This window comes from Stenotrophomonas sp. STEN013 (assembly GCF_056760355.1).
Genome location: NZ_JBRREO010000003.1, coordinates 194,953 through 217,726, shown reverse-complemented (window position 1 = coordinate 217,726; position 22,774 = coordinate 194,953). Strand labels below are relative to the sequence as shown.

At 67.9% G+C, this 22,774-nt stretch carries 21 protein-coding genes and 2 pseudogenes; 11 read left to right on the top strand and 12 right to left on the bottom strand.

The genetic code is table 11. The features are described 5' to 3' along the window. Window positions 1-151: 151 nt before the first annotated feature. Window positions 152-292 (top strand): annotated as a pseudogene (locus ACVOMH_RS08900) (DUF1615 family protein); the annotation flags it as partial. 122 nt (window positions 293-414) lie between these two features. After that, window positions 415-480 (top strand): annotated as a pseudogene (locus ACVOMH_RS08895) (hypothetical protein); the annotation flags it as partial. Window positions 481-578: 98 nt separating this feature from the next. Here the strand turns inward: ACVOMH_RS08895 and fabR are convergent. Next, window positions 579-1,241: an HTH-type transcriptional repressor FabR gene (gene fabR / locus ACVOMH_RS08890; RefSeq protein ID WP_054657029.1), complete on the bottom strand. Its 663-nt coding sequence runs from the start codon at window positions 1,239-1,241 to the stop codon at window positions 579-581. Between the two features lie 92 nt (window positions 1,242-1,333). On the opposite strand from fabR, the gene ACVOMH_RS08885 reads away from it, so the two are divergent. Further along, complete coding sequence (locus ACVOMH_RS08885; protein WP_481551708.1) at window positions 1,334-2,395, top strand: ferredoxin reductase; 1,062 nt, start codon at window positions 1,334-1,336, stop codon at window positions 2,393-2,395. Window positions 2,396-2,398: 3 nt separating this feature from the next. Then, window positions 2,399-3,526, top strand: coding sequence for a fatty acid desaturase family protein (locus ACVOMH_RS08880; RefSeq protein ID WP_481551707.1), 1,128 nt, complete (start codon window positions 2,399-2,401; stop codon window positions 3,524-3,526). 39 nt (window positions 3,527-3,565) lie between these two features. Here ACVOMH_RS08880 and ACVOMH_RS08875 read toward each other — a convergent pair whose 3' ends face one another. Then, the gene (locus tag ACVOMH_RS08875) at window positions 3,566-4,228 is read right to left on the bottom strand and encodes a polysaccharide deacetylase family protein (RefSeq protein WP_481551706.1); all 663 of its coding nucleotides are present in this window, start codon (window positions 4,226-4,228) and stop codon (window positions 3,566-3,568) included. 397 nt (window positions 4,229-4,625) lie between these two features. On the opposite strand from ACVOMH_RS08875, the gene ACVOMH_RS08870 reads away from it, so the two are divergent. The 5 genes from ACVOMH_RS08870 (at window position 4,626) to ACVOMH_RS08850 (ending at window position 10,165) form a co-directional block, all read left to right on the top strand. Beyond that, the gene (locus ACVOMH_RS08870) at window positions 4,626-5,105 is read left to right on the top strand and encodes a VOC family protein (RefSeq protein ID WP_481551705.1); all 480 of its coding nucleotides are present in this window, start codon (window positions 4,626-4,628) and stop codon (window positions 5,103-5,105) included. 378 nt (window positions 5,106-5,483) lie between these two features. Further along, a complete protein-coding gene (locus ACVOMH_RS08865) occupies window positions 5,484-6,011 on the top strand; it encodes a Csu type fimbrial protein (RefSeq protein WP_481551704.1) in 528 nt (175 codons plus the stop codon). Window positions 6,012-6,028: 17 nt separating this feature from the next. Further along, on the top strand, window positions 6,029-6,835 hold the full coding sequence (locus ACVOMH_RS08860) for a fimbrial biogenesis chaperone (protein ID WP_481551703.1): 807 nt from the start codon (window positions 6,029-6,031) through the stop codon (window positions 6,833-6,835). A 76-nt stretch (window positions 6,836-6,911) separates the two neighbouring features. After that, window positions 6,912-9,203: a fimbria/pilus outer membrane usher protein gene (locus tag ACVOMH_RS08855; protein WP_481551702.1), complete on the top strand. Its 2,292-nt coding sequence runs from the start codon at window positions 6,912-6,914 to the stop codon at window positions 9,201-9,203. Window positions 9,204-9,223: 20 nt separating this feature from the next. Next, a complete protein-coding gene (locus ACVOMH_RS08850) occupies window positions 9,224-10,165 on the top strand; it encodes a Csu type fimbrial protein (RefSeq protein WP_481551701.1) in 942 nt (313 codons plus the stop codon). A gap of 24 nt (window positions 10,166-10,189) precedes the next feature. On the opposite strand, the gene ACVOMH_RS08845 is transcribed toward ACVOMH_RS08850, so the two are convergent. The 7 genes from ACVOMH_RS08845 to hutI form a co-directional block, all read right to left on the bottom strand. Beyond that, a complete protein-coding gene (locus ACVOMH_RS08845) occupies window positions 10,190-10,714 on the bottom strand; it encodes a Csu type fimbrial protein (protein ID WP_481551700.1) in 525 nt (174 codons plus the stop codon). A gap of 302 nt (window positions 10,715-11,016) precedes the next feature. Then, window positions 11,017-11,148 carry a hypothetical protein gene (locus tag ACVOMH_RS08840; RefSeq protein ID WP_481551699.1) on the bottom strand — a complete coding sequence of 44 codons (132 nt, stop codon included), beginning with the start codon at window positions 11,146-11,148 and terminating at the stop codon, window positions 11,017-11,019. A gap of 29 nt (window positions 11,149-11,177) precedes the next feature. Then, complete coding sequence (locus tag ACVOMH_RS08835; protein ID WP_481551698.1) at window positions 11,178-11,996, bottom strand: restriction endonuclease; 819 nt, start codon at window positions 11,994-11,996, stop codon at window positions 11,178-11,180. A 587-nt stretch (window positions 11,997-12,583) separates the two neighbouring features. Next, window positions 12,584-14,254 (bottom strand): urocanate hydratase, encoded by a 1,671-nt coding sequence (hutU, locus tag ACVOMH_RS08830; protein ID WP_481551697.1) that lies wholly within the window; start codon window positions 14,252-14,254, stop codon window positions 12,584-12,586. Next, a complete protein-coding gene (gene hutG / locus ACVOMH_RS08825) occupies window positions 14,254-15,102 on the bottom strand; it encodes an N-formylglutamate deformylase (protein WP_481551696.1) in 849 nt (282 codons plus the stop codon). The genes hutU and hutG overlap by 1 nt, the downstream gene beginning before the upstream one ends. Further along, window positions 15,099-16,640, bottom strand: a complete 1,542-nt coding sequence (gene hutH, locus ACVOMH_RS08820) for a histidine ammonia-lyase (protein ID WP_481551695.1) — start codon at window positions 16,638-16,640, stop codon at window positions 15,099-15,101. The genes hutG and hutH overlap by 4 nt, the downstream gene beginning before the upstream one ends. 19 nt (window positions 16,641-16,659) lie before the next feature. Then, window positions 16,660-17,865 carry an imidazolonepropionase gene (hutI, locus tag ACVOMH_RS08815; protein ID WP_481551694.1) on the bottom strand — a complete coding sequence of 402 codons (1,206 nt, stop codon included), beginning with the start codon at window positions 17,863-17,865 and terminating at the stop codon, window positions 16,660-16,662. Between the two features lie 60 nt (window positions 17,866-17,925). On the opposite strand from hutI, the gene ACVOMH_RS08810 reads away from it, so the two are divergent. After that, entirely contained in the window at window positions 17,926-19,296 is a 1,371-nt protein-coding gene (locus ACVOMH_RS08810; protein WP_481551830.1) for a formimidoylglutamate deiminase, read from the top strand. Between the two features lie 40 nt (window positions 19,297-19,336). Then, window positions 19,337-20,065, top strand: a complete 729-nt coding sequence (gene hutC, locus ACVOMH_RS08805; RefSeq protein ID WP_481551693.1) for a histidine utilization repressor — start codon at window positions 19,337-19,339, stop codon at window positions 20,063-20,065. A 63-nt stretch (window positions 20,066-20,128) separates the two neighbouring features. On the opposite strand, the gene ACVOMH_RS08800 is transcribed toward hutC, so the two are convergent. The 3 genes from ACVOMH_RS08800 to ACVOMH_RS08790 all read right to left on the bottom strand — a co-directional run bounded on the left by ACVOMH_RS08800 (window position 20,129) and on the right by ACVOMH_RS08790 (window position 22,719). Further along, complete coding sequence (locus tag ACVOMH_RS08800) at window positions 20,129-21,127, bottom strand: restriction endonuclease (protein ID WP_481551829.1); 999 nt, start codon at window positions 21,125-21,127, stop codon at window positions 20,129-20,131. A gap of 90 nt (window positions 21,128-21,217) precedes the next feature. Next, window positions 21,218-21,985 carry a YggS family pyridoxal phosphate-dependent enzyme gene (locus tag ACVOMH_RS08795; protein ID WP_481551828.1) on the bottom strand — a complete coding sequence of 256 codons (768 nt, stop codon included), beginning with the start codon at window positions 21,983-21,985 and terminating at the stop codon, window positions 21,218-21,220. 272 nt (window positions 21,986-22,257) lie between these two features. After that, window positions 22,258-22,719 carry a phasin family protein gene (locus ACVOMH_RS08790; RefSeq protein ID WP_057506413.1) on the bottom strand — a complete coding sequence of 154 codons (462 nt, stop codon included), beginning with the start codon at window positions 22,717-22,719 and terminating at the stop codon, window positions 22,258-22,260. Between the last annotated feature and the right edge of the window lie 55 nt (window positions 22,720-22,774).

The window sequence follows — 22,774 nt, the reverse complement described above, 5'->3', positions numbered from 1 at the left end:
GATTGGGACAGGCGGGGGCGAAGTATATGGGCAGGCTGGGCGCATGCGATGGTCGGCGCAGCGGTGGCGTGGTGCGATGCAGGTGGGTATCCCATTCGCCGAATGCTAGGCGCGCAGCTATCCGTGACCGGTCCCCGGGAGCATCCGCGACGTGGTGTTCACCCGCCGCGGCGGGCTGTACTTCGGCGCCCTGCACCTGCTTGGCTACACGACCCCATATACGCAGAAAGTGCGCCGCTTCGCCGACTCCAACGCTGGCTGGTATGCCAGTCGAAATGCCGCGTTCCAGAAGGCGGTGGCCCTGGCCAGTGGAAGCGCGCTGGCGTTGGATGGCGATCAGCTCGATTCTGGCGCGCCCCTGGACGAGCCCGTCAGACCGAGCGCGCGTTGCGCCGCCTGGCACCGCAGCTGGGAATGGATAACCACACGATCCGCCGTGCGCTGGAACAGGGCGACCGCTTGCAGTTCAGTGACCGCGCGTTGCATGCCAAGGTGTTCGCACTGGCTGAAGCCAGCGCCGGCAACGTTGAAGCGCGCAACAGCGCTGCCGCCGCTGCCAGGCGGGCAACCGCCAGGGCTCAGGTGTTGGGAGGGTGGCGCGCCAGGGCGCGCGAGCCGGTGATGATCATGCGGATCATCTGGCTCATCTGTTCGATCAGCTCGGGATCTTTTTCCGCCGGCAGGTCCATCGCCGTGCCGCCCATGGCGAAGATCAGCCGGGTGATGGCCTTGGCCGCCAGCGCCGGCTCATAGAGGCTGGCACCGTCCAGCGCGGCCAGCCGCACCAGGTCCACCCGCAGCTCGTCTTCGAAGTAACCCAGCTCGCGGTCCACCGCGTGCTTGAACGCATCCGTGCCGGCCGTGCCCTCACGCAGCAGCACATGCATCAGCCGGTCATCGGCGCGCAGCTGTTCCATGAAGGTTTCCACCGACAGCCGGATCACTCCGCGGTTGCTGTCGGCCGCGCGCAGACGCGCCTGGCCGATGATCGTGCGCAGCGAACGGCCGGCCAGATCGATCAGCGCCACGGTCAGTTCGTCCATGTCCCGGAACTGGCGGTAGAACGAATTGGGGGCGATGCCGGCTTCGCGCGCGACCTCGCGCAGGCTCAGCGTGGAGACGCTGCGATGCGGCCCGACCAGGGACAGGGCCGCCGCCAGCAGGTCGTCACGCGAGATGGAGGCTTTGCGCGGGGTGTGCGCGTCATCGGCGGTCGGCAGGGGCAGGTCGTGAGTGGTCATCAGGCTCGGGCCGGTCAGGACAATGAATCATAGCCGGTATGGAGGGTATACACCTGTATACACAGGTGTGCGCTCATCCGTATAGTTGAGTCATGAGTGCCGTCTACCGCAATGCCGCGCCGCCGCCGATTCATTGGTTCAGTGAAGGCTTCTTCGATTTCTGGTCCACCCGCGTGCATCCGCTGTGGACGCTGCGGCGTCCGCTGGCGCGTCTGGTCGGGCGTACCGCCGCCAGCGCCGATGCGGTAACGCTGGAATTGCAGCCCAATCGCCACTTCGGCGGTCTGCTGCCCGGCCAGCACGTCAATCTGGGCGTGGAAGTGGACGGGCGACTGCTCACCCGCAGCTACAGTCCGACGCCGCTGACCAATGGCCGGCTGGCGATTACCGTCAAGGCGATCCCCGGAGGCAAAGTCAGCCAGCACCTGGCCCGTGAGGCCGCACTGGGCGAGGTTTTCAGCCTCGGCCAGCCGTTCGGCGAGATGACCGTCCCGGCCACTCCTGGCCAGCGCCTGCTGCTGCTGGCCGCCGGCAGTGGGGTTACCCCTATGCGGGCGTTGCTGCGCCAGCTGGCCGATGCCGGCATGCCGGCCCCGGTGGACCTGGTGTACTGGGCCCGGCGCAAGGAAGAGCTGTGCTTTGTCGATGAACTCCAGGCGCTGGCGGCCCGGCATCCGGACTTCGGCCTGCATCTGGCGCTGACCCGCGATCCTGCCGCGCCGGCCGCGCGCGTGGACCAGTGGTCGTTCGCCGGCATCGAGGATCTGGGCAACGCCCGGGTACTGGCCTGTGGACCGGCCGGCTTTGTCGAGGCGGCGCGCATGCGCCTGCACGACCAGGTGGCGAGGTTTGAAAGTGAGGCGTTCAGCCTGCCGGTCCTGCCCGAGGTGGAGCAGGGCACGGTGCAGGTGGAGCTGCGCCACAGCGGCCGCACGCTTGCCGTGGCGCGCGGCACCCCGCTGCTGCAGGCCCTGGAAGCGCAGGGCATCCAGCCGGCCAGCGGCTGCCGCATGGGGATCTGCAATACCTGCGTCTGCGGCAAGGTCGCCGGCGTCACCCGTCATACGTTGACCGGCGAGTACGCCGGCGAGCCATCCGTTCCGCTGAAGCTGTGCGTGAGCAGCGCCAGCACCGATCTGATCCTGGAGCTTTAAGCGATGTCCTCCGTGAAAAACCGTGCACTCTCGTCGCGCGAGCTGCAGGCCTTCGGTGACGAACTGGATGCGCTGCGTGCGCGCCACTTCGCCACCCTCGGCGGCAGCGACGCGCGCTATATCCGCAAGGTGGTGGCCGCGGTGCGCTGGACCGGTGTGGCCGGCCGCGCGTTGCTGTTCCTGGGCGCCTTCGTGCACAGCGTGCTGGTCCCGGCGTGGATCGCCGGCGTGCTGCTGCTGGCGCTATCCAAGATCCTGGAAAACATGGAGCTGGCGCACAACGTCATCCATGGCCAGTACGACTGGATGGGCGATCCGGCGCTGCAGGGCAAGACCTACGAATGGGACATCGTCGGCACCTCGGAGAACTGGCGCAAGACCCACAACTTCCGCCACCACACCTATACCAACGTGCGCGGACTCGATGACGACATCGGCTATGGCCTGCTGCGCATCTTCCCCGAGCAGCGCTGGCACCCGTTCTTCCTGACCCAGCCGTTTGTGGCGGTGGTGTTTGCGTTGCTGTTCGAATGGGGCATCGCCATCCAGGACCTGCGCATCGGCCGGGTGCTGGCCGGCAAGATGACCCTGAAGCAGCTGTGGCGGCAGGCGCGCCCGGTCGGCCGCAAGATCAGCAAGCAGATGCTCAAGGACTATGTGCTGTTCCCCGCGCTGGCCGGCCCGTTCTTCCTGCCGGTGCTGCTGGGCAACGTGGCGGCCAACCTCATCCGCAACGTGTGGACCTATGTGGTGATCTTCTGCGGCCACTTCACCGCCGATGCCGAAACCTTCCCCAAGGAATGCGTGCGCAATGAAAGCCGCGGCCACTGGTACCTGCGCCAGCTGCGCGGCTCGTCCAACCTGACCGGCGGCAAGTGGATGGACGTGATGACCGGCAACCTCAGCCATCAGATCGAACACCATTTCTATCCGGACATCCCCGCCAACCGCTATGCGGCGATGGCGGTGGAGGTGAAGGAAATCTGCGCCCGCTACGGTCAGCACTACAACACCGGCTCGATGCCGCGCCAGTTCGGCCAGGTGATGTGGCGCATCCTGCGCCATGCCTTCCCCAGCAAGCCGGCACGCCGCGAGCCGTTGCCGGCCGGTGCGCAGCTGGACGCCGGCTGAGACACCCTCACCGACGCCGCTTCCGGGCGGCGTCGGCGTTTACGGCAGCAGGTCCTGCGCGCGCAGTACCGGCGCCTCATCGGTGGAGTCCTCGGCCGGATAGCGCAAACCGGCGTGGCCGGCCTGCCTGGCCAGCGCACACACGATGCTTTTACCGGCCGGCAGCGTCTCGGGCTGGCGCGCATAGAGCGGATCATCGAACGCGATACGCGGGTCCACCAGGGTCCAGTCGCGGGCCCGGAACGCGGCCACGATCTCGCCCAGCGCGTCGGCATTGATCTGGTTGATATGCGCCGGGCTGCGCCCCAGCGTGGTGACGGCCAGCGCCTCGTAGTAGTTGGCGCGGTCCAGCAGGTGCCGGATATAGGCGCGCTTCACCCGGCTGGCCTTGTCAGTGTCGCCCTTGGCAATGTGCGCCGCATACACCTGGTCGTAGTACCCGTCCCTGGCGTCGATGGAAACCGGTGCGGCGCGGTAGCCGTGGGCCTGCATCCAGGCGCGCATGCCGTCGCGGCGCTCGACGGTGTTGCCTTCTTTCAGATGGGGAAAGCTCAACAACGGCACCCGGTTCGGATAACTCCCGAACACCGCGTCGGCCCGTTCCACATCGGCGATGAACCCGGCCAGGGTGATCGAAGGCGAGGACAGGCTGCGGTGCGAGGCGGTGTGGTTGCCGATGGCGTGGCCGGCCTCTCGGCCCATTGCCGGATCAGCGCCAGTCCTTGGCTCTCCCCGGTGCGGGCCAGCGAGGGAAATGCCATCCCAATGAGGTCGGCCTCACGCAGGCTGGCGAGGATCTGTGCATTCCACCGCGCCGTGTGGGGTTCGGTGTCGGGGCTCAAGTCATCGTCAAACGTCAGGCCCAGCTGTTGCGCGCCTGCCAAGAGAAAGGCGGCGCTGAGGATCAGCAACATCAAGATTCGCAACAGCAGCGGCATGGTCTGGGCTGTCATGAAGCGGCGCGGCACCGGAGTGTAGCTGCCGTGCGCAGAAGGCTGGCCATGACCGCCTGCTTACAACCGCAGTGATAAATCATTGCCCGAGCGCAATCGCTGCCGCAGGTGGCGATCGTCCTGTCTATCCGAACGGGAGACGCCCGATGCCCGGCAAGAACACGATCTGCCTGTGGTACGACCACGCCGCGCTGGAGGCGGCCAGCTTCTATGCGGCGACCTTTCCCGACAGCCGCGTCACCGCTGTCCATCGCGCTCCCGACGACTACCCGGCCGGCATGCGCGGCGATGTGCTGACGGTGGAGTTCACGGTGCTGGGGGTGGCCTGTCTGGGCCTGAATGGCGGCCCGGGCGTGCCCCACAGCAATGCGTTTTCGTTCCAGGTGGCCACCGACGACCAGGCTGAAACCGACCGCTACTGGGATGCCATCGTCGGCAACGGTGGCCGGGCCAGTGAATGCGGCTGGTGCCAGGACAAATGGGGGCTGTCCTGGCAGATCACCCCGCGTGCGTTGACGGCCGGGATCACCGATCCCGATCCGGGAGTCGCCCAGCGGGTGTTCGCCGCGATGATGACCATGGGCAAGATCGACATCGCCGCAATCGAGGCGGCGCGACGCGGCTGAGGGCAGGGCGGCCACCGGCAGGCCAGAGGGGACGATCCGGTCCATGGCGATGCCCCTCCCAACCGTCGTCGAAGCGACCGGCCGGCATATCCGCCGGTCGACGTCACGTTCGGCCGCGCCGGGCCATGGGGCCGGACAGGGGGGCGAGGGAGTTCGCCCACTGCCGCCCCACGTCCTGGCTCCCCCCCGCAACGGGTAATGCCATGAGCGGCGGTGGCGCCGGACGCCACTTGTCCGCGCTGGAGGTGCCGGGCCGTCACAGCCGTTTCACCGGCGCCGCTCGTACCCTCAGCGGACGCGCCGGCAGGGCGCATCCGGTGCTGATTCCCTTCCCGCCATGCGGGTGTCTTCCTCGCCCGTGATTTTCCCGGAGCTACGATGAGACCTTACGTCAGTGCATGCCTGTTGCTGTACTCGGCCTCGATCGGACAGGTATTCGCGCAGTCCGCGGAGCTGGGCGCGCCGAAGACCGATTCCTTCGAGGTGATGATCTCCATCCAGGCCACCTGCACGGTGGTGGTCGCCGATGACATCAACTTCGGCACCCGCTTCTCCACCCCCGGGCCGATCGACCAGACCGGCAATATCAACGTCTGGTGTACCCGCGGCACCGAGTTCCAGCTGGGGCTCGACGGTGGCACTACCAACCAGGATGTGAACAACCGGGCCATGACCAATCTGCCCAGTGGTGGCGAGGCGGCAGTCAAGATTCCCTACACGCTGTCCTACGACGCCTTCGACGGCAACAACTGGGGCAACAGCAGCGGCAGCTGGTTTGTCGGCACCGGGGCCGGTCTGGGCGGCAGCGATGCGGTCAGTGTGCCGGTTTATGCCCGCGCCACGCTGAGCGGGCAGGAGCCGGCCGGCGTCTATTCGGACACGGTAACCGCCACGCTGACCTACTGATCCCAAGGAGCGCATCCATGTTTTCGCAGATCCGTCCGGTTTCGCCGGGGGCGCTTGCCGCACTGGTGCTGGCCGTTCTGGCGCCGCTGTCGATGGCCGTGCAGGCGGCCACGCTGCAGGTCACCCCGATCACCGTCGCGTTCGATCCGGGCCAGAACGCGCAGGCGCTGTACCTGGTCAACAGTGGCCAGCGCACGCTCGACGCCCAGGTCCGCGTCCTGCACTGGAGCCAGAAGGACGGGCTGGATCAGCTCAGTCCGGCCGACGATATCGTCGCCAGCCCGTCGATCGTCAAAATCGCGCCGGGAGAGCGACAGACGGTGCGGTTGGTGCGTCGCGACACCCGCGCCCCGGAGACCGAAAAAAGCTACCGGGTGCTGGTCGACGAGTTGCCGCAGGCACCGGTCACCACCCCTGGCAGCGGCGTGACGGTACTGCTGCGCTATTCCATTCCGGTGTTCATCCATGCCGCCGGCAGCGCGACGATCAAAACCCAGGAGCAGCAGGCTGCGGCGCAGCAGCTGCCACAGATCGACCTGTCCGGCATCCGCGCCTGGCTGGCCCGGGGCGCCGACGGGCGTACCGCGCTGCACGTGGCCAACGGTGGCAAGCGGCATGTGCGGCTGACCCACCTCAGCCTGGCCCGGCCGGACGGCGGCAAAAGCGCGGTGAGCGCGGGCCTGGTCGGCTATGTGCTGGCCGGCCAGCAGATGCAGTGGCCGGTGGCGATCCCGCTGCCTCTCCCGGCGGGCACCCTTCTGAAGGTGCGGTTCAATGACGACCGGGACGCGCGGCCGATCCCGCTGGCTGGCGCTGACCGCTAGGCTGCTGGCGGTATCCAGTGGCGGCGCAATGCCGGGGCAGGGCGATTGCGCCCCGCCGCCAGTGCCCGCTGCCGCTGTGGCTCCCGTCCCGACGGCCACCGCCCCGGCCACCGAGGAGGAACTGTTTCTCGAGGTCGAGGTGAACCAGGTCGACAGCGGCCAGCTGGTGCGCTTTCTGCGCCGCGAAGGCCGCTTCTACGCCGCGGCGGCGGACCTGGCCACACTGGGATTGAAGGTGGAAGGAGCCGGCGGCAGCGCGCTGGTCGGGTTGGACACGTTGCCCGGGCTGGTCAGCCGGTACCACGTTGCCGAGCAGCGCTTGAGCCTGCAGGTGCCGGTGGCGCTGCTGGCGCGCCCGGTGTCGCAGGTGGGCTACCGCCCGCCGCCGCCGCCGACCCTGGATCCACAGACCCGCGCCGGCGGCCTGCTGCTCAACTACGAGCTGTACGGGCTGGGCAACCGCGACTACCGCAGCGGCAGCGTCTGGGGCGAGCTGCGCCTGTTCGGGGTGACCCCGGGCATCTGGCGCAGCAGCGCGGTGGTGCATGCCACCAGCGGAAGCTACGACAACGTGCAGCGCTCGGTGCGGCTGGATTCGTCCTGGCAGCTGGATTTCCCCGACGCGATGACCACCGTGCTGGTGGGCGATGCCATCAGCGGGAGCCTGGGCTGGACCCGCAGCAGCCGCATGGGCGGGGTGCACGTCTCGCGCAATTTCAGCCTGCAGCCGTACCGGGTCACCGTGCCCCTGGCCTCGTATGTGGGCGAGACCGCGTTGCCTTCGACCGTGGACCTGTACATCAACGGCATCCGTGAGGCGCAGCAGCAGGTCGCGCCGGGGCGGTTCCAGGTCGACAGCGCACCGATCATGATCGGCAGCGGCCGCGCCCAGGTGGTGATCACCGACATCACCGGACAGCAGCGGGTGGTCGATTTTTCGATCTACAACGACCGGCAGATGTTGCAGGCCGGGCTCAGTGACTGGTCGCTGCGGGCCGGTTACCTGCGCCGCGGATACGGGGTGGAGTCGTTCGCCTACAGCCACGATCCGGCCGTCAGCGGCAGCTTCCGCCATGGCATGAGCAACGCCATGACCGCCGAGGCGCATATCGAGCGCATGGGGGCGCTGGCCATGGCCGGTGCCGGTGCGTTGCTGCGGCTGGGGCGTGCCGGCGGGGTGGTCAGTACGTCCTATGCCCGCAGCCGCTTCCACGACGAGGCGGGGCACCAGTACAGCTGGGGCTACGAGTACCAGGGACGGCGCTTGAGCCTGAGCGCCCTGAGCCAGCGCCGCAGCGCCGGTTTCCGCGATCTGGCCAGCCTGGAAGGCTCGCCGCTGCCGCGCCGGACCGAGCAGCTGTTTGTCGGCCTGAACATCGGTACCGGGCAACTGGGAGCCAGCTACGTGCGCCAGAAGCCGGTGGATGTGGCGCGCATCCGCTATGCCAGCGTGACCGCCGCCCAGGGGCTGGGGCGCTACGGCGACCTGCATCTGAGCATCAACCGCGACCTGGAAGGAAACGCGGGTACCAGTGCGTATCTGTACTGGTCGCTCTCGCTGGCCAACCAGCATCACGCCTGGAGCGGCGTCCAGCGGCGCGACGGGGACAATGTGGTCGCGCTGGGGGCCATGCGTGCCTTGCCCGATGACGCCGATGGCTGGGGGTGGCGCACGCAGCTCAGCCGCGGCAGCACCGCCAGCAGCCAGGGAGAGGTCAGCTACCTGGGCCGCCACGGCCTGTGGCAGGCCGGCGTGTTCCGCCAGCGCTACGCCGGTGACATCGACAACACCTATTACCTGTCCGGCAGCGGCGGCCTGCTGCTGATGAAGCGGCGCCTGTTCCCGATGCGCCATACCTACGACGCCTTTGCCCTGGTCTCCACCGACGGCATCGCCGGAGTGCCTGTGCTGCTGGAGAACCGCCCCATCGGCAACACCGACGAGAACGGCTATCTGCTGCTGACCCGGCTCAACGCATGGGAAAACAACAGTGTCTCGATCGATCCACTGGTGCTGCCGGAAGATGTCAGCGTCACGCGCACCCGCACCGAGGCGGTGCCGTCCACCGGTGCCGGCATGTTCGTGCGCTTCCCGATGCTGGCCTCGGTGATGGTGCAACTGGCCGTGCGCGGCCCGGACGGTCAATGGGTGCCGGCCGGTACGCCGGCCAGGCTGACCGGCGGCGACGGCGACGGCGCCGGCTCCACCACGGTGGGCTATGACGGCGTGCTGTATCTGGAAAATCCGCCGCCCGCCGCGCAGGTGGAACTGATGCTCGAGCAGGGCCGCTGCGTGCTGCCGCTGCCGCAGGTGCTGCCGGGCCGGGGCTGGATCCAGCTGGGGGAGCGCACATGCCAGCTGCGGTGAAACGGACCCGGTGGCGGTGGGTGCTGGCCCTGCTGCTGGCCGGGCCGATGGCGGCGCACGCCCAGCAATGCTTTGTCAGTGGGGCGTTCGGGCTGAACTTCGGCGAGGTCAACGAGCGCGGCAAGGATGCCCATTCGCAGCTGACCTACACCTGCGCCCCGGACTACTCCGGAGCCGGGGCCACGCTGCACTACCGCCTGTGCCTGTCGCTTGGCCCGGGGCAGTGGAGCGCCGGCCAGCCGACCCGGCGGCTGGGCAACTACAACGGCGACTTTCTGTCCTACGACCTGTTCTCCGATCCGGCCCGGACCCGGCTGATCGGCGCCGAGGGCAGCCTGCCGGTGTATCAGCTGGACCTGATCGTGCCACCGGGAGCACCGCGCAGCGGTCACGCCACGATCTATGGCCGGGTGTATCCGGGCCAGTCGGTCAACGCCACGGCGATCTTCCAGGAGCAGGGCATCAACGGCGTGCTGCGCTACCGCTATTCCCGTGGCGAGCTGCCCGCCAGTACGGACTGCAGCAGTGTCGGCAGTGGCGGCGGCAGTGTCAGCATCGGCTCGTCGGGGGTGTACGCCAGTGTCGAGAACAGCTGCTGGATCGTCGCCGACGACCTAAACTTCGGCAGCGCAGCGCCCCCGCAGCGCCCGCTGCACGCGCAGACCACGATCCGCATGCAGTGCCCGCCGCAGACGGCCTGGCGGATCAGCCTGGACACCGGCCGCCACTTCGACGGCAGCAATCGTCGCATGGCCGGTGGCAGCGGTTTCGTGCGCTATCTGCTGTTCCGGGATGCCGGCCTCACCGCGCCCTGGGGACAGACCCCGGACGAAATGGCGATGGGGACCACCGATGTCACCGGCAATGTGATCTCGCTGACGGTATACGGCGAGGTGCCGGTACAGACCGGGGTGGAACGCGGGCTGTACTCGGACACGGTGCTGGTGACCCTGTACTACTGACGGCGCCGGGGCACCCGGGACCGTTCAGAACGTCAGTTGCACGACCACCGTATCGGTGTAGGTGCCGGCCCCCGGCAGCGGTGCATCGACCGCCTTGGCATACAGACGCAGGCTGCGGCTGCCGTCTTCGCCGGCCCCGGGGAGCAGCGCGATGGTGTCGCGCGCGCCAAGTGGGCGGCTGCGGCCGCTATCGGCATACAGGTCGTAGGCCAGCACGGTGCCGCCGGTGCTGAGCAGCGCATGCCGGCCGCCGGGGGCGAGACCATCGTGGGTGCCGCGCAGCAGGGTGACGGACGGGTAGTGGCCAAAGGAGCAGCGGATCGCCAGCGCTTCGCCAGCGCGGCCGGATGGGACGGTGGTGTGCGCGCCGCCAAAGCCCGGTACGCCGAAGTCCACGGGCCGGGCGTGCGGATCGGTACGGGTCTGGCAGTGCTCCACCAGTACCAGCGACACCCACAGGCTGTCGCGGGGTGCTCCGGCGTGGGCGAATGGCGCCAGCGCCAGGCTGCAGACCAGCAAGCCCGGGCGGAATTTGAAGGGAGGCTTCATCAGGTTCGACATCGCACGATGGGGGCATGTTTTCCGGCACGTTCGCGCTCGAACCGGCTGGCGCGGTGCATCCCGGAAAGGGATGTCCGACCGCCATGTTTTCGACCGCTGGCAGATTTTCTAAAGTGCGCTGTGCCGGCGACAGCGTGCGATCCCGTGGACTGTTCCGGTCCATGCCTTGATCAGCCGGGCGTGGCAGCCGGCCCCGGAGCCCCCCCCCTGTGGCCGCATGGCGCCAGGGGGCGAGCGGTGAGGGGGATTGGCCGGGCCGCACCCGGCCGGTTCCTTCCGGTCATGACCCGTCAACGGCTAGTGGCGGCCGTTTTCCGGTCGGCGACGACCGGTTTTTGCTCGCGCGCGACCATTTTCTGCTCGATGTCGAGCGATTTGTGGTCAACGGGATCTTTCTTTTTGTAAGAAAGATAGGTGTGCAAGTGTGTCAGCGGACTGGCGGCAGGCTCGTTTATCCAACTCCCCGGCAAACCGGGAACCGGCTGCACCCCTTGAAGGCTTTTCCCGTTCGCCGGTTCCGCCGTTCAACCAGTTCAGCGCCGCAGCGCGGGCAGGGTGCGGCGCTACCGGCGGCCTTGTTGAAGGTGGGTTCAACCCGTTCGACAGGAGAAGTTGGGGCAGTTGTTGCCGCATGGGATGGGGCCTGTGTCGCCCTGACCATCCGCAGCAACTCTTCACCGCTCACCAGCTCGATGGGTTTTCCGGCGGCGAAAGTTTCGGCGTCGCGGGTGAACGTGCCGGTGCTGACGATTTTCACTGCGTTGGCGTTGTGGTGGACGAGCAGGCCGTACATCTCGCGGACGATGGCGACGCCGACCTGTTGCCGCTTCCACTGTTTGCACTGGACGAGTGTGCGGCGGCCATCCTTGTGCAGGATCAAGTCGATGCCGCCGTCCGGGCCAGGCTGGTGGTTTTCATCGATGCTGTAACCCTGACGGCGGAAGGCTTCGCCGACCAGCTGTTCGAAGTTTCTCCAGCCGGTAGCTGAGAGGCTTTCCAGATCGGTGCGGGTATCGAGCAGGCTGCGTTTCTTCCGTGCAGTGATGAAAGATGCCAGAGCGCCGAACAGGCAGACCGCCAACCAGAACCATGCCAGCAGTTTGAGCATTGGCGAGAACGCTGGTGCGAGCATGCCGCCGGTATTGAGCAGCCAGCCGGCGAGTCGATATCGGATAAGCAGGAATCCGATGACGGCAAGTGCCACACCGCCTTGCCACGGCATTACTGCCACGGCGTCCATCAGTCCATTCGGTTTGCGCTTGCGTCCCATGCAGCCCCCCTGTAGCTGGATGGACCATAGCAGCGCCACAGACAAAAGGCAGCCAGAAAAAGTCAGTCACGCAGGCTGTGTTGCTGTTGCTGTTGCGTGCAGCATTTGACTTGCCCAAGCCGTAAAGCATGCCGAGCATCGCAGCGGATCGGGGGAGAAAGGCGCGGGTGTCTGAGCGTAGCGAGTTCCGCGCCGCCCCGATCCGCGAGAAGCGCAGGGCACCGATGCGGCTCTATTGCATCGGCATGCGTCCGGCGAAAGCGGTTTTGGTTCCTTTTGCCAAGACAAGCGCTTTTCAACAGCCGAATGGCTGGTCAAAGGAACCCGCACGCGCAGCGTGTGGGAGCTTTCCTGTACCGGCGAAAAACGACGCGCTCCTGCGCGTCGCCCTGCGGGTATCCGCGCCGGTCATTGGCCATGCTCTACGGGAATGAAGGTCAACAGCGAAAAGCGGGAAACAGAGAGCGGGAAGCAGAGTCAACCCAGCCTGCGGCTCTCCATTCGGAATAGAAAAAGGCAGCCCTGGGGCTGCCTTTTATTTCATGCGGATAACAGAGAGCGATGCCTCTGTTCCTGCAAGGCTGGAATCAGCCGAGAATCCCCGGCAAATCCAACCCCTTTTCCTTCGCGCAGTCGATGGCGATGTCATAACCGGCATCGGCGTGGCGCATGACGCCGGTGCCGGGGTCGTTCCAGAGCACGCGGGCGATGCGCTTGTCGGCTTCGGCGCTGCCGTCGCAGACGATGACCACGCCCGAATGCTGCGAGTAGCCCATGCCAACGCCGCCGCCGTGGTGCAGGCTCACCCAGGTGGCGCCGCCGGCGACGTTGAGCATGGCGTTGAGCAGCGGCCAGTCGGAGACGGCGTCGGAGCCGTCCTTCATCGATTCGGTTTCGCGATTGGGCGAGGCGACGCTGCCGCTGTCCAGATGGTCGCGGCCGATCACCACCGGCGCGCTCAGCTCCCCGTTGCGGACCATCTCGTTGAAGGCCAGGCCAAGCTTGTGGCGCAGGCCCAAGCCGACCCAGCAGATGCGCGCCGGCAGGCCCTGGAAGCTGATGCGCTCGCGTGCCATATCCAGCCAGCGGTGCAGGTGCGGATCATCGACGATGATCTCCTTCACCTTGGCATCGGTCTTGTAGATGTCTTCCGGATCGCCGCTCAGTGCGACCCAGCGGAACGGGCCGATGCCGCGGCAGAACAGCGGGCGCACGTAGGCCGGCACGAAACCGGGGAAGTCGAAGGCGTTCTTCAGGCCCTCGTCGAAGGCCATCTGGCGGATGTTGTTGCCGTAGTCCACGGTCGGGACGCCGGCGGCGTGGAAAGCCAGCATTGCCTCCACGTGCACGCGCATCGCCGCCTTGGCGGCGTCACGCACCATCGAAGGGTTGGCCTGCTGTTCGGTGAGCCACTGCTCCACGGTCCAGCCGATCGGCAGGTAGCCGTGCACCGGATCGTGCGCGCTGGTCTGGTCGGTGACCGCATCCGGGCGTACGCCACGGCGCACCAACTCGGGCAGGATCTCGGCGGCATTGCCGAGCAGGGCGATCGACTTGGCTTCACCGCTGGTGGTGTACCTGGCGATGCGTGCCAAGGCGTCGTCGATGTCGCTGGCCTGCTCGTCCACGTAACGGGTACGCAGGCGGAAATCGATGCTGCTCTGGCGGCATTCGATGGTCAGCGAGCAGGCACCGGCCAACGAGGCGGCCAGCGGCTGCGCGCCGCCCATGCCGCCCAGCCCGGCGGTGAGGATCCACTTGCCGGTGAGGCTGCCGCCGTAGTGCTGGCGGCCCATCTCGACGAAGGTTTCGTAGGTACCCTGGACGATGCCCTGGCTGCCGATGTAGATCCAGCTGCCGGCGGTCATCTGTCCGTACATCATCAAGCCCTTCTTATCGAGCTCGTTGAAGTGCTCCCAGTTGGCCCAGTGCGGCACCAGGTTGGAGTTGGCGATCAGCACGCGCGGGGCATCGGGGTGGGTGGGGAACACGCCGACCGGCTTGCCCGACTGCACCAGAAGAGTCTGGTTGTCGTCCAGCCGCTTGAGCGTTTCCAGGATCCTGTCGTAGCTCTCCCAGTCGCGCGCGGCGCGGCCGATGCCGCCGTAGACCACCAGCGAGGTGGGGTCTTCAGCCACTTCGGCGTCGAGGTTGTTCTGCAGCATGCGGAACGGCGCTTCGGTCTGCCAGGACTTGCAATTGAGCGTGGCGCCGCGCGGGGCGCGCGGGCTGCGGGAATGGTCGTGGCGGGTCGTCATCAATCTCTCCGGGAAGCAAAGTTCAGGCAGGCGCGCAGCACCTGTTGCAGGGTGTCGCGCACCGCGGTGGCGCGGGCAGGGGCGTAGGGCGTGGGCCAGCTGTGCACCGCCACATCGCCCGGCGCCGGTTCGTGCATGTAGCCGCGGCAGGCCAGCTCCATCTGCAGGCTGTGCACGCCGGCGGGGATGTCGCTGTAGTGGCGGGTGATCCAGCCGCCCTTGAAGCGGCCGTTGCGCACATGGCCCAGGCCGCTGAGCGCGCACAGGTTCTCGACCACATCGGCCAGCGCGTTGTCGCAGGAGGTGTCCGGCTCGCCGGTCGGGCCGGCGGTGCCGAGATTGAACTGCGGCAGCTGGCCATCGAACAGGTGCGGGATCTGCGAGCGGATCGAGTGCGCGTCGTACACCACCACGGTGCCGTGCTCGGCGTGCAGGCGGGCGATCTCCGCTTCCAGCGCGGCGTGGTAGGGCGCGAAATAGGTGTCGCGGCGGCGGGCGATTTCGGTCGCGTCCGGCTCACAACCCTCGCGGTACAGCGGCTGGTTGTCGAAGGTGGTCAGCGGGCACAGGCCGGTGGTGTTCTGCCCCGGATACAGGCTCACCCCGGAGGGATCACGGTTGACGTCGATCACCGAGCGCGAGATGGAGGTGCGCACCGTGGTGGCGCCCAGCTCGCGGGCGAAGGCGTACAGCTGGTGCACCCACCAGTCGGCGTCACGCCGCGCCAGCCACGGCGAGACGAACCGCCCGGCCAGTTCGGCGGGCAGTCCGGTGCCGGTATGGGGGAAGCTGACGATCAGCGGCGCGGTGCCGCGATGGATCTGCAACCACGCCGGCGCGGCGCTCATGACACGGGCTCCACATGCGGCAGCAGCGCGTCCAGGCCGTGGGCGAGGGCGCCGCTGCGCACCAGTTCAGTGGCGGCGACCATATCCGGATGGAAATAGCGGTCGTCCTGCAGCGTCGGCACCTGTGCGCGCAGCGTGGCGCGCACGGCCTCCAGCGCCGGGCTGGAGGTCAGCGGGGCATGGAAGTCACAGCCCTGCGCGGCGGCCAGCAGTTCGATGCCGACCACGTTGGCGGCGTTCTCGGCCATCGCCAGCAGGCGGCGCGCGCCATGTGCGGCCATCGAGACGTGGTCTTCCTGGTTGGCCGAGGTCGGGATCGAATCGACGCTGGCCGGATAGGCGCGCTGCTTGTTCTCCGACACCAGCGCCGCGGCGGTGACCTGCGGAATCATGAAGCCGGAGTTGAGGCCGGGCCTGGGGGTGAGGAACGCCGGCAGGCCGGACAGCGCCGGATCCACCAGCATCGCGGTGCGGCGCTCGCTGATCGAGCCGATCTCGCAGATCGCCATGGCCAGCATGTCGGCGGCGAAGGCCACCGGCTCGGCGTGGAAGTTGCCGCCGCTCAGCGCCTCGCCGGTGTCGGTGAACACCAGCGGGTTATCGGACACGCCATTGGCTTCGATCTCCAGCGTGGTCGCGGCCTGGCGCATCACGTCGAACGCGGCGCCCATGACCTGCGGCTGGCAGCGCAGGCAGTACGGGTCCTGCACGCGCACATCGTTGTCGCGGTGGGATTCGCGGATGGCTGAGCCACTCATCAGCTGGCGCAGGCTGGCGGCGGTGGCGATCTGCCCGCGCTGGCCACGGATGGCGTGGATGCGCGGATCGAACGGAGTGTCCGAGCCCTTGGCCGCTTCCACCGACAGCGCGCCGGTAACCAGCGCGGCCTGGAAGACGGTTTCGATCTCGAACAGGCCGGCCAGCGCGTAGGCGGTCGAATACTGGGTGCCGTTGAGCAGGGCCAGACCTTCCTTGGCGCCGAGCGTGAGCGCGGCCTGGCCGATGCGGGCCAGTGCCTCGGTGGCCGGCAGGCGCACGCCATCGACGAAGGCCTCCCCGACACCGATCATCACGCTGGCCAGATGCGAGAGCGGGGCCAGATCGCCGGAGGCGCCGACCGAGCCCTGGCACGGAATGACCGGAATGAAGTCGTGCTGCAGGAATGTCTCCAGCAGCGCCAGCGTCTGCGGGCGGATGCCCGAGGCGCCCTGGGCCAGGCTGGTGAGCTTGAGCGCCATCATCAGCCGCACGACATTGGCCGGCATCGGCTCGCCGACACCGGCGGCGTGGGAGAGCACGATATTGCGCTGCAGGGTTTCCAGGTCCTCGCGCTCGATGCGCACGCTGGCCAGCTTGCCGAAGCCGGTGTTGATGCCGTAGACCGGCGCGCCCTTGGCGACGATGGCCTCGACCACCTGAGCGCTGCGCAGCACCGCGGCCTGTGCGGCCGCGTCCAGCTGGACGCGCGCGCCACGGTAGATCTGCTGCCACTGCGAAAGCGGCACGTGGCCGGGGCGAAGGGTCAGGGGGGTGCTCATGTGTTCTCCGGAGTCGTACTTATGCGTGCTGACCGCGCCAGACGCGCGCGTGCAGCGGATTGAAGCCGATGCGATAGACCAGATCGGCCGGCGCCTCGATGTCCCAGATCGCCAGATCGCAATCGAAGCCGGCGGCCAGCCGGCCGAGCCGGTCCTGGCGGCCGAGCGCGCGCGCCGCTTCGCGGGTGAAGCCGGCGATGCATTCGGCCACGGTCATGCGGAACAGCGTGGCGGCCATGTTCATGGTCAGCAGCGGGCTGGTCAGCGGCGAGGTGCCGGGGTTGGAATCGGTGGCCAGCGCCATCGGCACACCGGCCGCGCGCAGCTGCGGGATCGGCGGCACGGTGGTGTCGCGGGTGAAATAGAACGCGCCGGGCAGCAGCACGGCGACCGTGCCGGCCGCGCGCATCGCGCCGATGCCGGCCTCGTCCAGATGTTCGATATGGTCGGCCGAGAGCGCACCGAAGCGGGCGGCCAGTTCGGCGCCGTGCTGGTTGGACAGCTGCTCGGCGTGGATCTTCAGCGCCAGCCCGTGCTGCCGGGCGGCCTCGAACACCTGCTGCGCCTGGGCGGCGGAGAAGCCGATGTTCTCGCAGAACACATCGACCGCCTCGGCCAGCCCTTCGGCGGCGATGGCCGGGATCATCACCGCGCAGACCTCATTGATATAGGCCTGCGCCTCGGATCCCGGTGGTACCGCATGCGCGCCGAGGAAGGTCGGCACAACCTCGACCCGGCGCAACTGGCCCAGCTGGCGGGCCACGCGCAGCTGGCGGGATTCATCGGCCAGGCTCAGGCCGTAGCCGGATTTGATCTCGAGGGTGGTGACGCCTTCGGCCAGCATCGCGTCCAGCCGCGGCAGCGAGGCGGTGACCAGCGCGGCCTCGTCGGCGGCGCGGGTGGCGCGCACGGTGGAGACGATGCCACCGCCGGCGCGGGCGATGTCGGCATAGCTCACGCCCTGCAGGCGCTGCTCGAACTCGCCGGCACGGTTGCCGGCGTAGACCAGATGGGTGTGGCAGTCGATCAGGCCCGGGCTGATCCAGCGCCCACGGCAATCGATGCGCTCGGCGGCTGCGAACTCCGGCGCGGTGGCGGCCTGGCCGGCGTGGATGAGCTTGCCGTCCAGCGCGGCGAGCACCCCGTCACGGACAATGCCGAGCCCACCGGTGGCGTCGTCCAAGGTCATCAGGTGGGCGTTGTGCCAGAGCGTGTCGCAGCGCATGTGCAGCTTCCAACGTTATTTGTATATACAATAATTGCGGTAACCGGAGAGTGTCCAGTGATTGCCAGCGCCGCCCCCCAGACCGTCTGTTTCCACGCCGCGCAGGCGCTGCTGCCCGCCGGCTGGGCGCGCGATGTGCGCATCGAGTGCGTGCAGGGGCGGATCACCTCGATCATGGCGGAGGCGCCGCGCCAGGACGGCGACCACGCCCTGTGGACGGTGCTGCCGGGGCTGGGCAACCTGCACAGCCATGCCTTCCAGCGGGCGATGGCCGGCCTGACCGAAGTGGGCGGAACCCGTGGCGACAGCTTCTGGAGCTGGCGCGAGCTGATGTATCGCTTTCTGGACCGGCTGGACCCGGACAGCTTCCAGGCCATCGCCGAGCAGGCCTATATGGAAATGCTCGAAGCCGGCTTCACCCGCGTCGGCGAGTTCCACTATCTGCATCACGCCCAGGACGGCCGCCATTACGCCAACCCGGCCGAGATGGCCGCCCGCGTGGCGGCGGCGGCCGCCAGCACCGGGTTGGGCCTGACCCTGCTGCCGGTGTTCTATGCCCACGCCGATTTCGGCGGAGTGGCGCCGGTGCCGGCGCAGCGGCGCTTCCTGCACGACATCGACGGCTTTGCCCGCCTGCTGGAAGGCAGCGCGCAGGCGCTGGCCGATCTGCCCGACGCGGTGCTCGGGCTGGCGCCGCACAGCCTTCGCGCGACCACCGAAACGGAGCTGCAGGCGCTGGCCGGCATGACGCGCGGGCCGATCCATATCCATATCGCCGAGCAGGTCCGCGAGGTCGAGGCCTGTCTGGCGTGGAGCGGGCAGCGGCCGGTGCAGTGGCTGTACGCGCACGCGGCGGTGGATGAGCGCTGGTGCCTGGTCCACGCCACCCATGTCACCCCGGAGGAGGTGCGGCTGATGGCCGGCAGTGGCGCGGTGGTCGGCCTGTGCCCGATCACCGAGGCCAATCTGGGCGACGGGCTGTTCCCGATGCGCGAGCACATCGCCGCCGGTGGCCGTTTCGGCGTGGGCTCCGATTCCAATGTGCTGATCGATGCGGCCGAGGAATTGCGCCTGCTCGAGTACGGCCAGCGGCTGACCCTGCGCGGTCGCAACGTGCTTTCGCCGGCCAATCTCTCCACCGGTCGCTGGCTGTACCAGCAGGCCCTCGAGGGAGCGGGGCAGGCCCTGGGAGTGCGCGCCGGACTGGCGGTCGGTGCACCGGCAGACCTGCTCGAACTGGATCCGGACCACGTCTCGCTGCATGGCCGCAGCGGCGACAGTCTGCTTGACAGCGCGTTGTTCGCCGCACGTAATGGCGCCGTTCGCGCGGTCTGGCGAAATGGCCGCGAGCTGGTCCGTGAGGGACGGCATCTCAATCGCGACGCGATCCAGACGCGCTACCGTGCCGCGCTGGACCGGATTCTGGCCTGACCCGCAACGCCCGGCCCGCCGATCTTTTCAGGAACCCCGAGTGAAGAGCAAAAAAGCTCCCACCCTCAATCACCGCATCCGCAGCGATATCGAAAGCCGCATCCTCAGTGGCGAGTGGGCCCCCGGTTTCCGCATCCCGTTCGAACACGAGCTGATGGAACAGTACGGCTGCTCGCGGATGACGGTGAACAAGGTGCTGACCACGCTGGCCGAAAGCGGCATGATCGAGCGCCGCCGGCGGGCCGGCTCGTTTGTCGCCCGGCAGCCACCGCACCTGGAGCAGGTGGCACTGGAAATTCCCGATATCGAAGTGGCAGTGACCGAACGGGGCCATGCCTACGGCTTCCAGCTGCTGGACCGGCAACTGCGCAGCGCCCACCGCGGCGTGCCCGAAGAAGTGCAGCTGGCCGCCGCCGGGCAGCTGCTGGCGATCCGTTGTCTGCACTTGGCCGACGGCAAGCCGCTGGCGCTGGAGCGCCGCCTGATCAATCCCGAAACGGTGCCGGAGACGCTGGGCGTGGATTTTTCCGAGCACGCCCCGGGCAGCTGGCTGCTGCAGAACGCTTCGTGGACACGCGGCGAGCACCGCATCAGCGCAGTCGCAGCGACCGCCGCCGAGGCCGCGTTGCTGCAGGTGCCGGCCGGGACCGCCTGCCTGGTGATCGACCGCCAGACCTGGCGCGGCGAACTGCAGATCACCTGGGTGCGGCAGATGTTCCTCGGCGATGCCTACGACCTGATCGCCCGCTTCGCACCCGGGGCGCGCTGAGTTCCCGCCGGGCGGATTGCCGCTATGGAAAAGGCGCCGTTTGGCGCCTTTTTCCTTGTGCGCTCAGATGGTGCTGCACTGGCGCCAGCGCACGGGTTCATCGACACCCGGGCGCGGGTTGAGCTGGATGCGCACCGTGCGCAGCGCCGGGTAGCGCTCCACTTCGCGGCAGATCAGCGGCCATACGGTCTTGTCATCGGCCGAGCGCTCCACCGACAGGGTCAGGCGGGTCAGCCAGATGCCGCTGATGACCCCCGGCGTGCGCGCCAGCGCCTTGGAAACCGACTGCTGGTAGCGCAGCAGCGTTTCCGGATCGGGATCTTCAAGCAGGTCCTCGGCGGCCATGCCGGCGCTGGGCTCGGGGACAACGTCCGCGGCGGGCGTATCGGCGCGGGCGACGCTGGCCGCCGCCGGCGTGTTGCCGGCCGCGGCGATGACCGGTGCGACCGGGGCAGGGCCGGCGTCGTCGTGAACAGTGTTGTAGCCCATGCCCGCCAGCAGGCCGAGGGTCAGCGCCGCCAGCGCGGCGATCCCGGTGTGGCGGATCGCCTCACGGCGTGCGATGCCGACCACACTCTGGAGCATCTCCTCGGGCACATAGGACTTGAGCATCTGCCACAGGTTGCGGTCATCGACCACTTCGATGGACTGCTCCGCGGCGGCGGCAAGGCCGTCGCGCTCCACATGGCCCTCGGTGATCAGCACGGCGCCACGGGCGCCGGTCAGGCGCAGCGCAGCGCCCAGTTCGTTGATCGCGCCGGCGCCGATACGGTAGGCGCGACCATGCTTGCACGACACCAGCCAGCGTTCACCGTTGCGGGTCATCAGAAAGTCGCTGCTGGTGCCGGCGTCGCTGGCTTCTTCGGCAATCGCGTCCTGCATGCTGCGCTGTTCGGCCATCGCATCCCGCACGATCCGCGAGAACTCGCGCCAGCGCATGCCCGCCAATGCGGCCAGACCATGGTTTGTCTCGATCTTCCTGCGCCGGACCAGCCACAGATAGAGCACGGCCAGACCCCAGAGAACCAGTGCGAGTACCAGAGCCAGAATCCACGAGAACATCAACACACCCAGCGACGACACGGACAGAGCCGCAGTTTATAGATGTTTGTGGCCGTAATCGTGCGGCCGGACCGTGCCCGGCGTGGCGGTTCAGCCATGTGCGTCCAGACCGGGCCAGTAGTGGCTGTCAGGCACCGCGCGTGCGCCGAAGATGGCCTGGCCGACCCGCACCACGGTGGCGCCTTCCTCGATGGCGATCTCGAAATCCCCGGACATGCCCATCGACAGCCCGTCCAGCTCCACCCCGGCCGGAGCGGTCTGCCGCAGGCGGTCACGCAGTTCGCGCAGGCGGATGAAACAGGCGCGGACCTGCGCCGCCTCGGCCGAGAACATCGCCAGCGTCATCAGCCCGCGCACGCGCAGCGCACCGAACTGCGGCATCGCCTGCAGGAAACCGTCCACCTGCCCGGGCGGCAGGCCGTACTTGCTGTCCTCATCGGAGCTGTTGACCTGGATGAAGACATCCAGGCTGCGACCTTCCTGTTGCAGGCGACGGTCCAGCGTCTCGGCCAGGCGCAGGCTGTCCAGCGCCTGGAACTCGCTGGCGAACCGGGCCACCAGCTTGGCCTTGTTGGTCTGCAGGTGGCCGATCACCGACCAGCGCAGATCGGCCAGATCCTGCATCGCCTCCCATTTGTGATGGGCTTCCTGCACCTTGTTCTCGCCCAGGAAACGGCAGCCGGCGGCATAGGCACGGCGGATGTGGGCTTCATCGATGGTCTTGCTGACCGGCAGCAGGCGCACACTTGCCACATCGCGTCCGGCACGCTGGCAAGCGGCGGCGATGCGCGACTGGACCGCGGCCAGGTTGTGGCGGAAATCCTCCACGGTTTCGGCGGTGCGGTAACGGCCATGCAGGTCGTGACGGGTAGGGGTGCTGGACGAGGGGTCCGGACCTGGGGTGTTCAATGGCGGCCTCCTGCGGCGGCTGCGCGGCACGACGCCGAATGCAGCGGATCTGGGCGGCCCATTATCGCGGCAATCGCCGGAAAAGGCCGGGCAGGAGCGACCTGCGCGAACGGCAGGCACAAAAAACCCGCCATCCGGAGCCGTGTGGGGAGGGAGACATACGGCGCGGTACTGCTGGCGGGTCGGGTTGATTCTTGCGCAGCTTTTGCTGCTTTGCAACATCAGTGTGATTCAGGATCCGCTTCCGATCGCGAAGACTGGCTTTCGGCCCGCGTCAGCCGGCGGTTAAGTGCGTCCAGGCGGTCGTTGAGCGTCTCGATATCCGAACGGCTGGGAATATCCATGCGCCGCAACACGCGCTGGACGCGGTCTTCGAAACTCCGCTCGACCCGGTCCCAGGTGCCGGCGGCGCGCTCGCGTGCCTGGTTCAGTGTGGTCTCGACGCTGTCACGCAGGGTTTCGCCACGGTCCGATTGCTGGCGCGACCGCTCCTCCATCGATTCGCCTTCCTTGACCAGTGAGTCGAACAGGCTTTTGCCTTCATTCTGCGCGCGTGACAAGGCGCCCAGACCGGCCAGCCATATCTGCTGGGCCGATTCGGTAACGCGGCGGGTCAATCGTTCGGCAGGTTCGTGCTGCTCGGGGGTGTCATTTTCTTCAGGGCGAGGTTCGTAAACACTCACGGCATTGCTCCTCGGCAGGGAAACAGATCAGGTTCCTACCGTAGCGATGGCCGTG

Coding starts and splice junctions, on each gene's coding strand:
- fabR (WP_054657029.1), bottom strand. CDS start 1,241: ATGACCACTCACGACCTGCCCCTGCCGACCGCCGATGACGCGCACACC.
- ACVOMH_RS08885 (WP_481551708.1), top strand. CDS start 1,334: ATGAGTGCCGTCTACCGCAATGCCGCGCCGCCGCCGATTCATTGGTTC.
- ACVOMH_RS08880 (WP_481551707.1), top strand. CDS start 2,399: ATGTCCTCCGTGAAAAACCGTGCACTCTCGTCGCGCGAGCTGCAGGCC.
- ACVOMH_RS08875 (WP_481551706.1), bottom strand. CDS start 4,228: ATGGGCCGAGAGGCCGGCCACGCCATCGGCAACCACACCGCCTCGCAC.
- ACVOMH_RS08870 (WP_481551705.1), top strand. CDS start 4,626: ATGCCCGGCAAGAACACGATCTGCCTGTGGTACGACCACGCCGCGCTG.
- ACVOMH_RS08865 (WP_481551704.1), top strand. CDS start 5,484: ATGAGACCTTACGTCAGTGCATGCCTGTTGCTGTACTCGGCCTCGATC.
- ACVOMH_RS08860 (WP_481551703.1), top strand. CDS start 6,029: ATGTTTTCGCAGATCCGTCCGGTTTCGCCGGGGGCGCTTGCCGCACTG.
- ACVOMH_RS08845 (WP_481551700.1), bottom strand. CDS start 10,714: ATGAAGCCTCCCTTCAAATTCCGCCCGGGCTTGCTGGTCTGCAGCCTG.
- ACVOMH_RS08835 (WP_481551698.1), bottom strand. CDS start 11,996: ATGGGACGCAAGCGCAAACCGAATGGACTGATGGACGCCGTGGCAGTA.
- hutU (WP_481551697.1), bottom strand. CDS start 14,254: ATGACGACCCGCCACGACCATTCCCGCAGCCCGCGCGCCCCGCGCGGC.
- hutG (WP_481551696.1), bottom strand. CDS start 15,102: ATGAGCGCCGCGCCGGCGTGGTTGCAGATCCATCGCGGCACCGCGCCG.
- hutH (WP_481551695.1), bottom strand. CDS start 16,640: ATGAGCACCCCCCTGACCCTTCGCCCCGGCCACGTGCCGCTTTCGCAG.
- hutI (WP_481551694.1), bottom strand. CDS start 17,865: ATGCGCTGCGACACGCTCTGGCACAACGCCCACCTGATGACCTTGGAC.
- ACVOMH_RS08800 (WP_481551829.1), bottom strand. CDS start 21,127: ATGTTCTCGTGGATTCTGGCTCTGGTACTCGCACTGGTTCTCTGGGGT.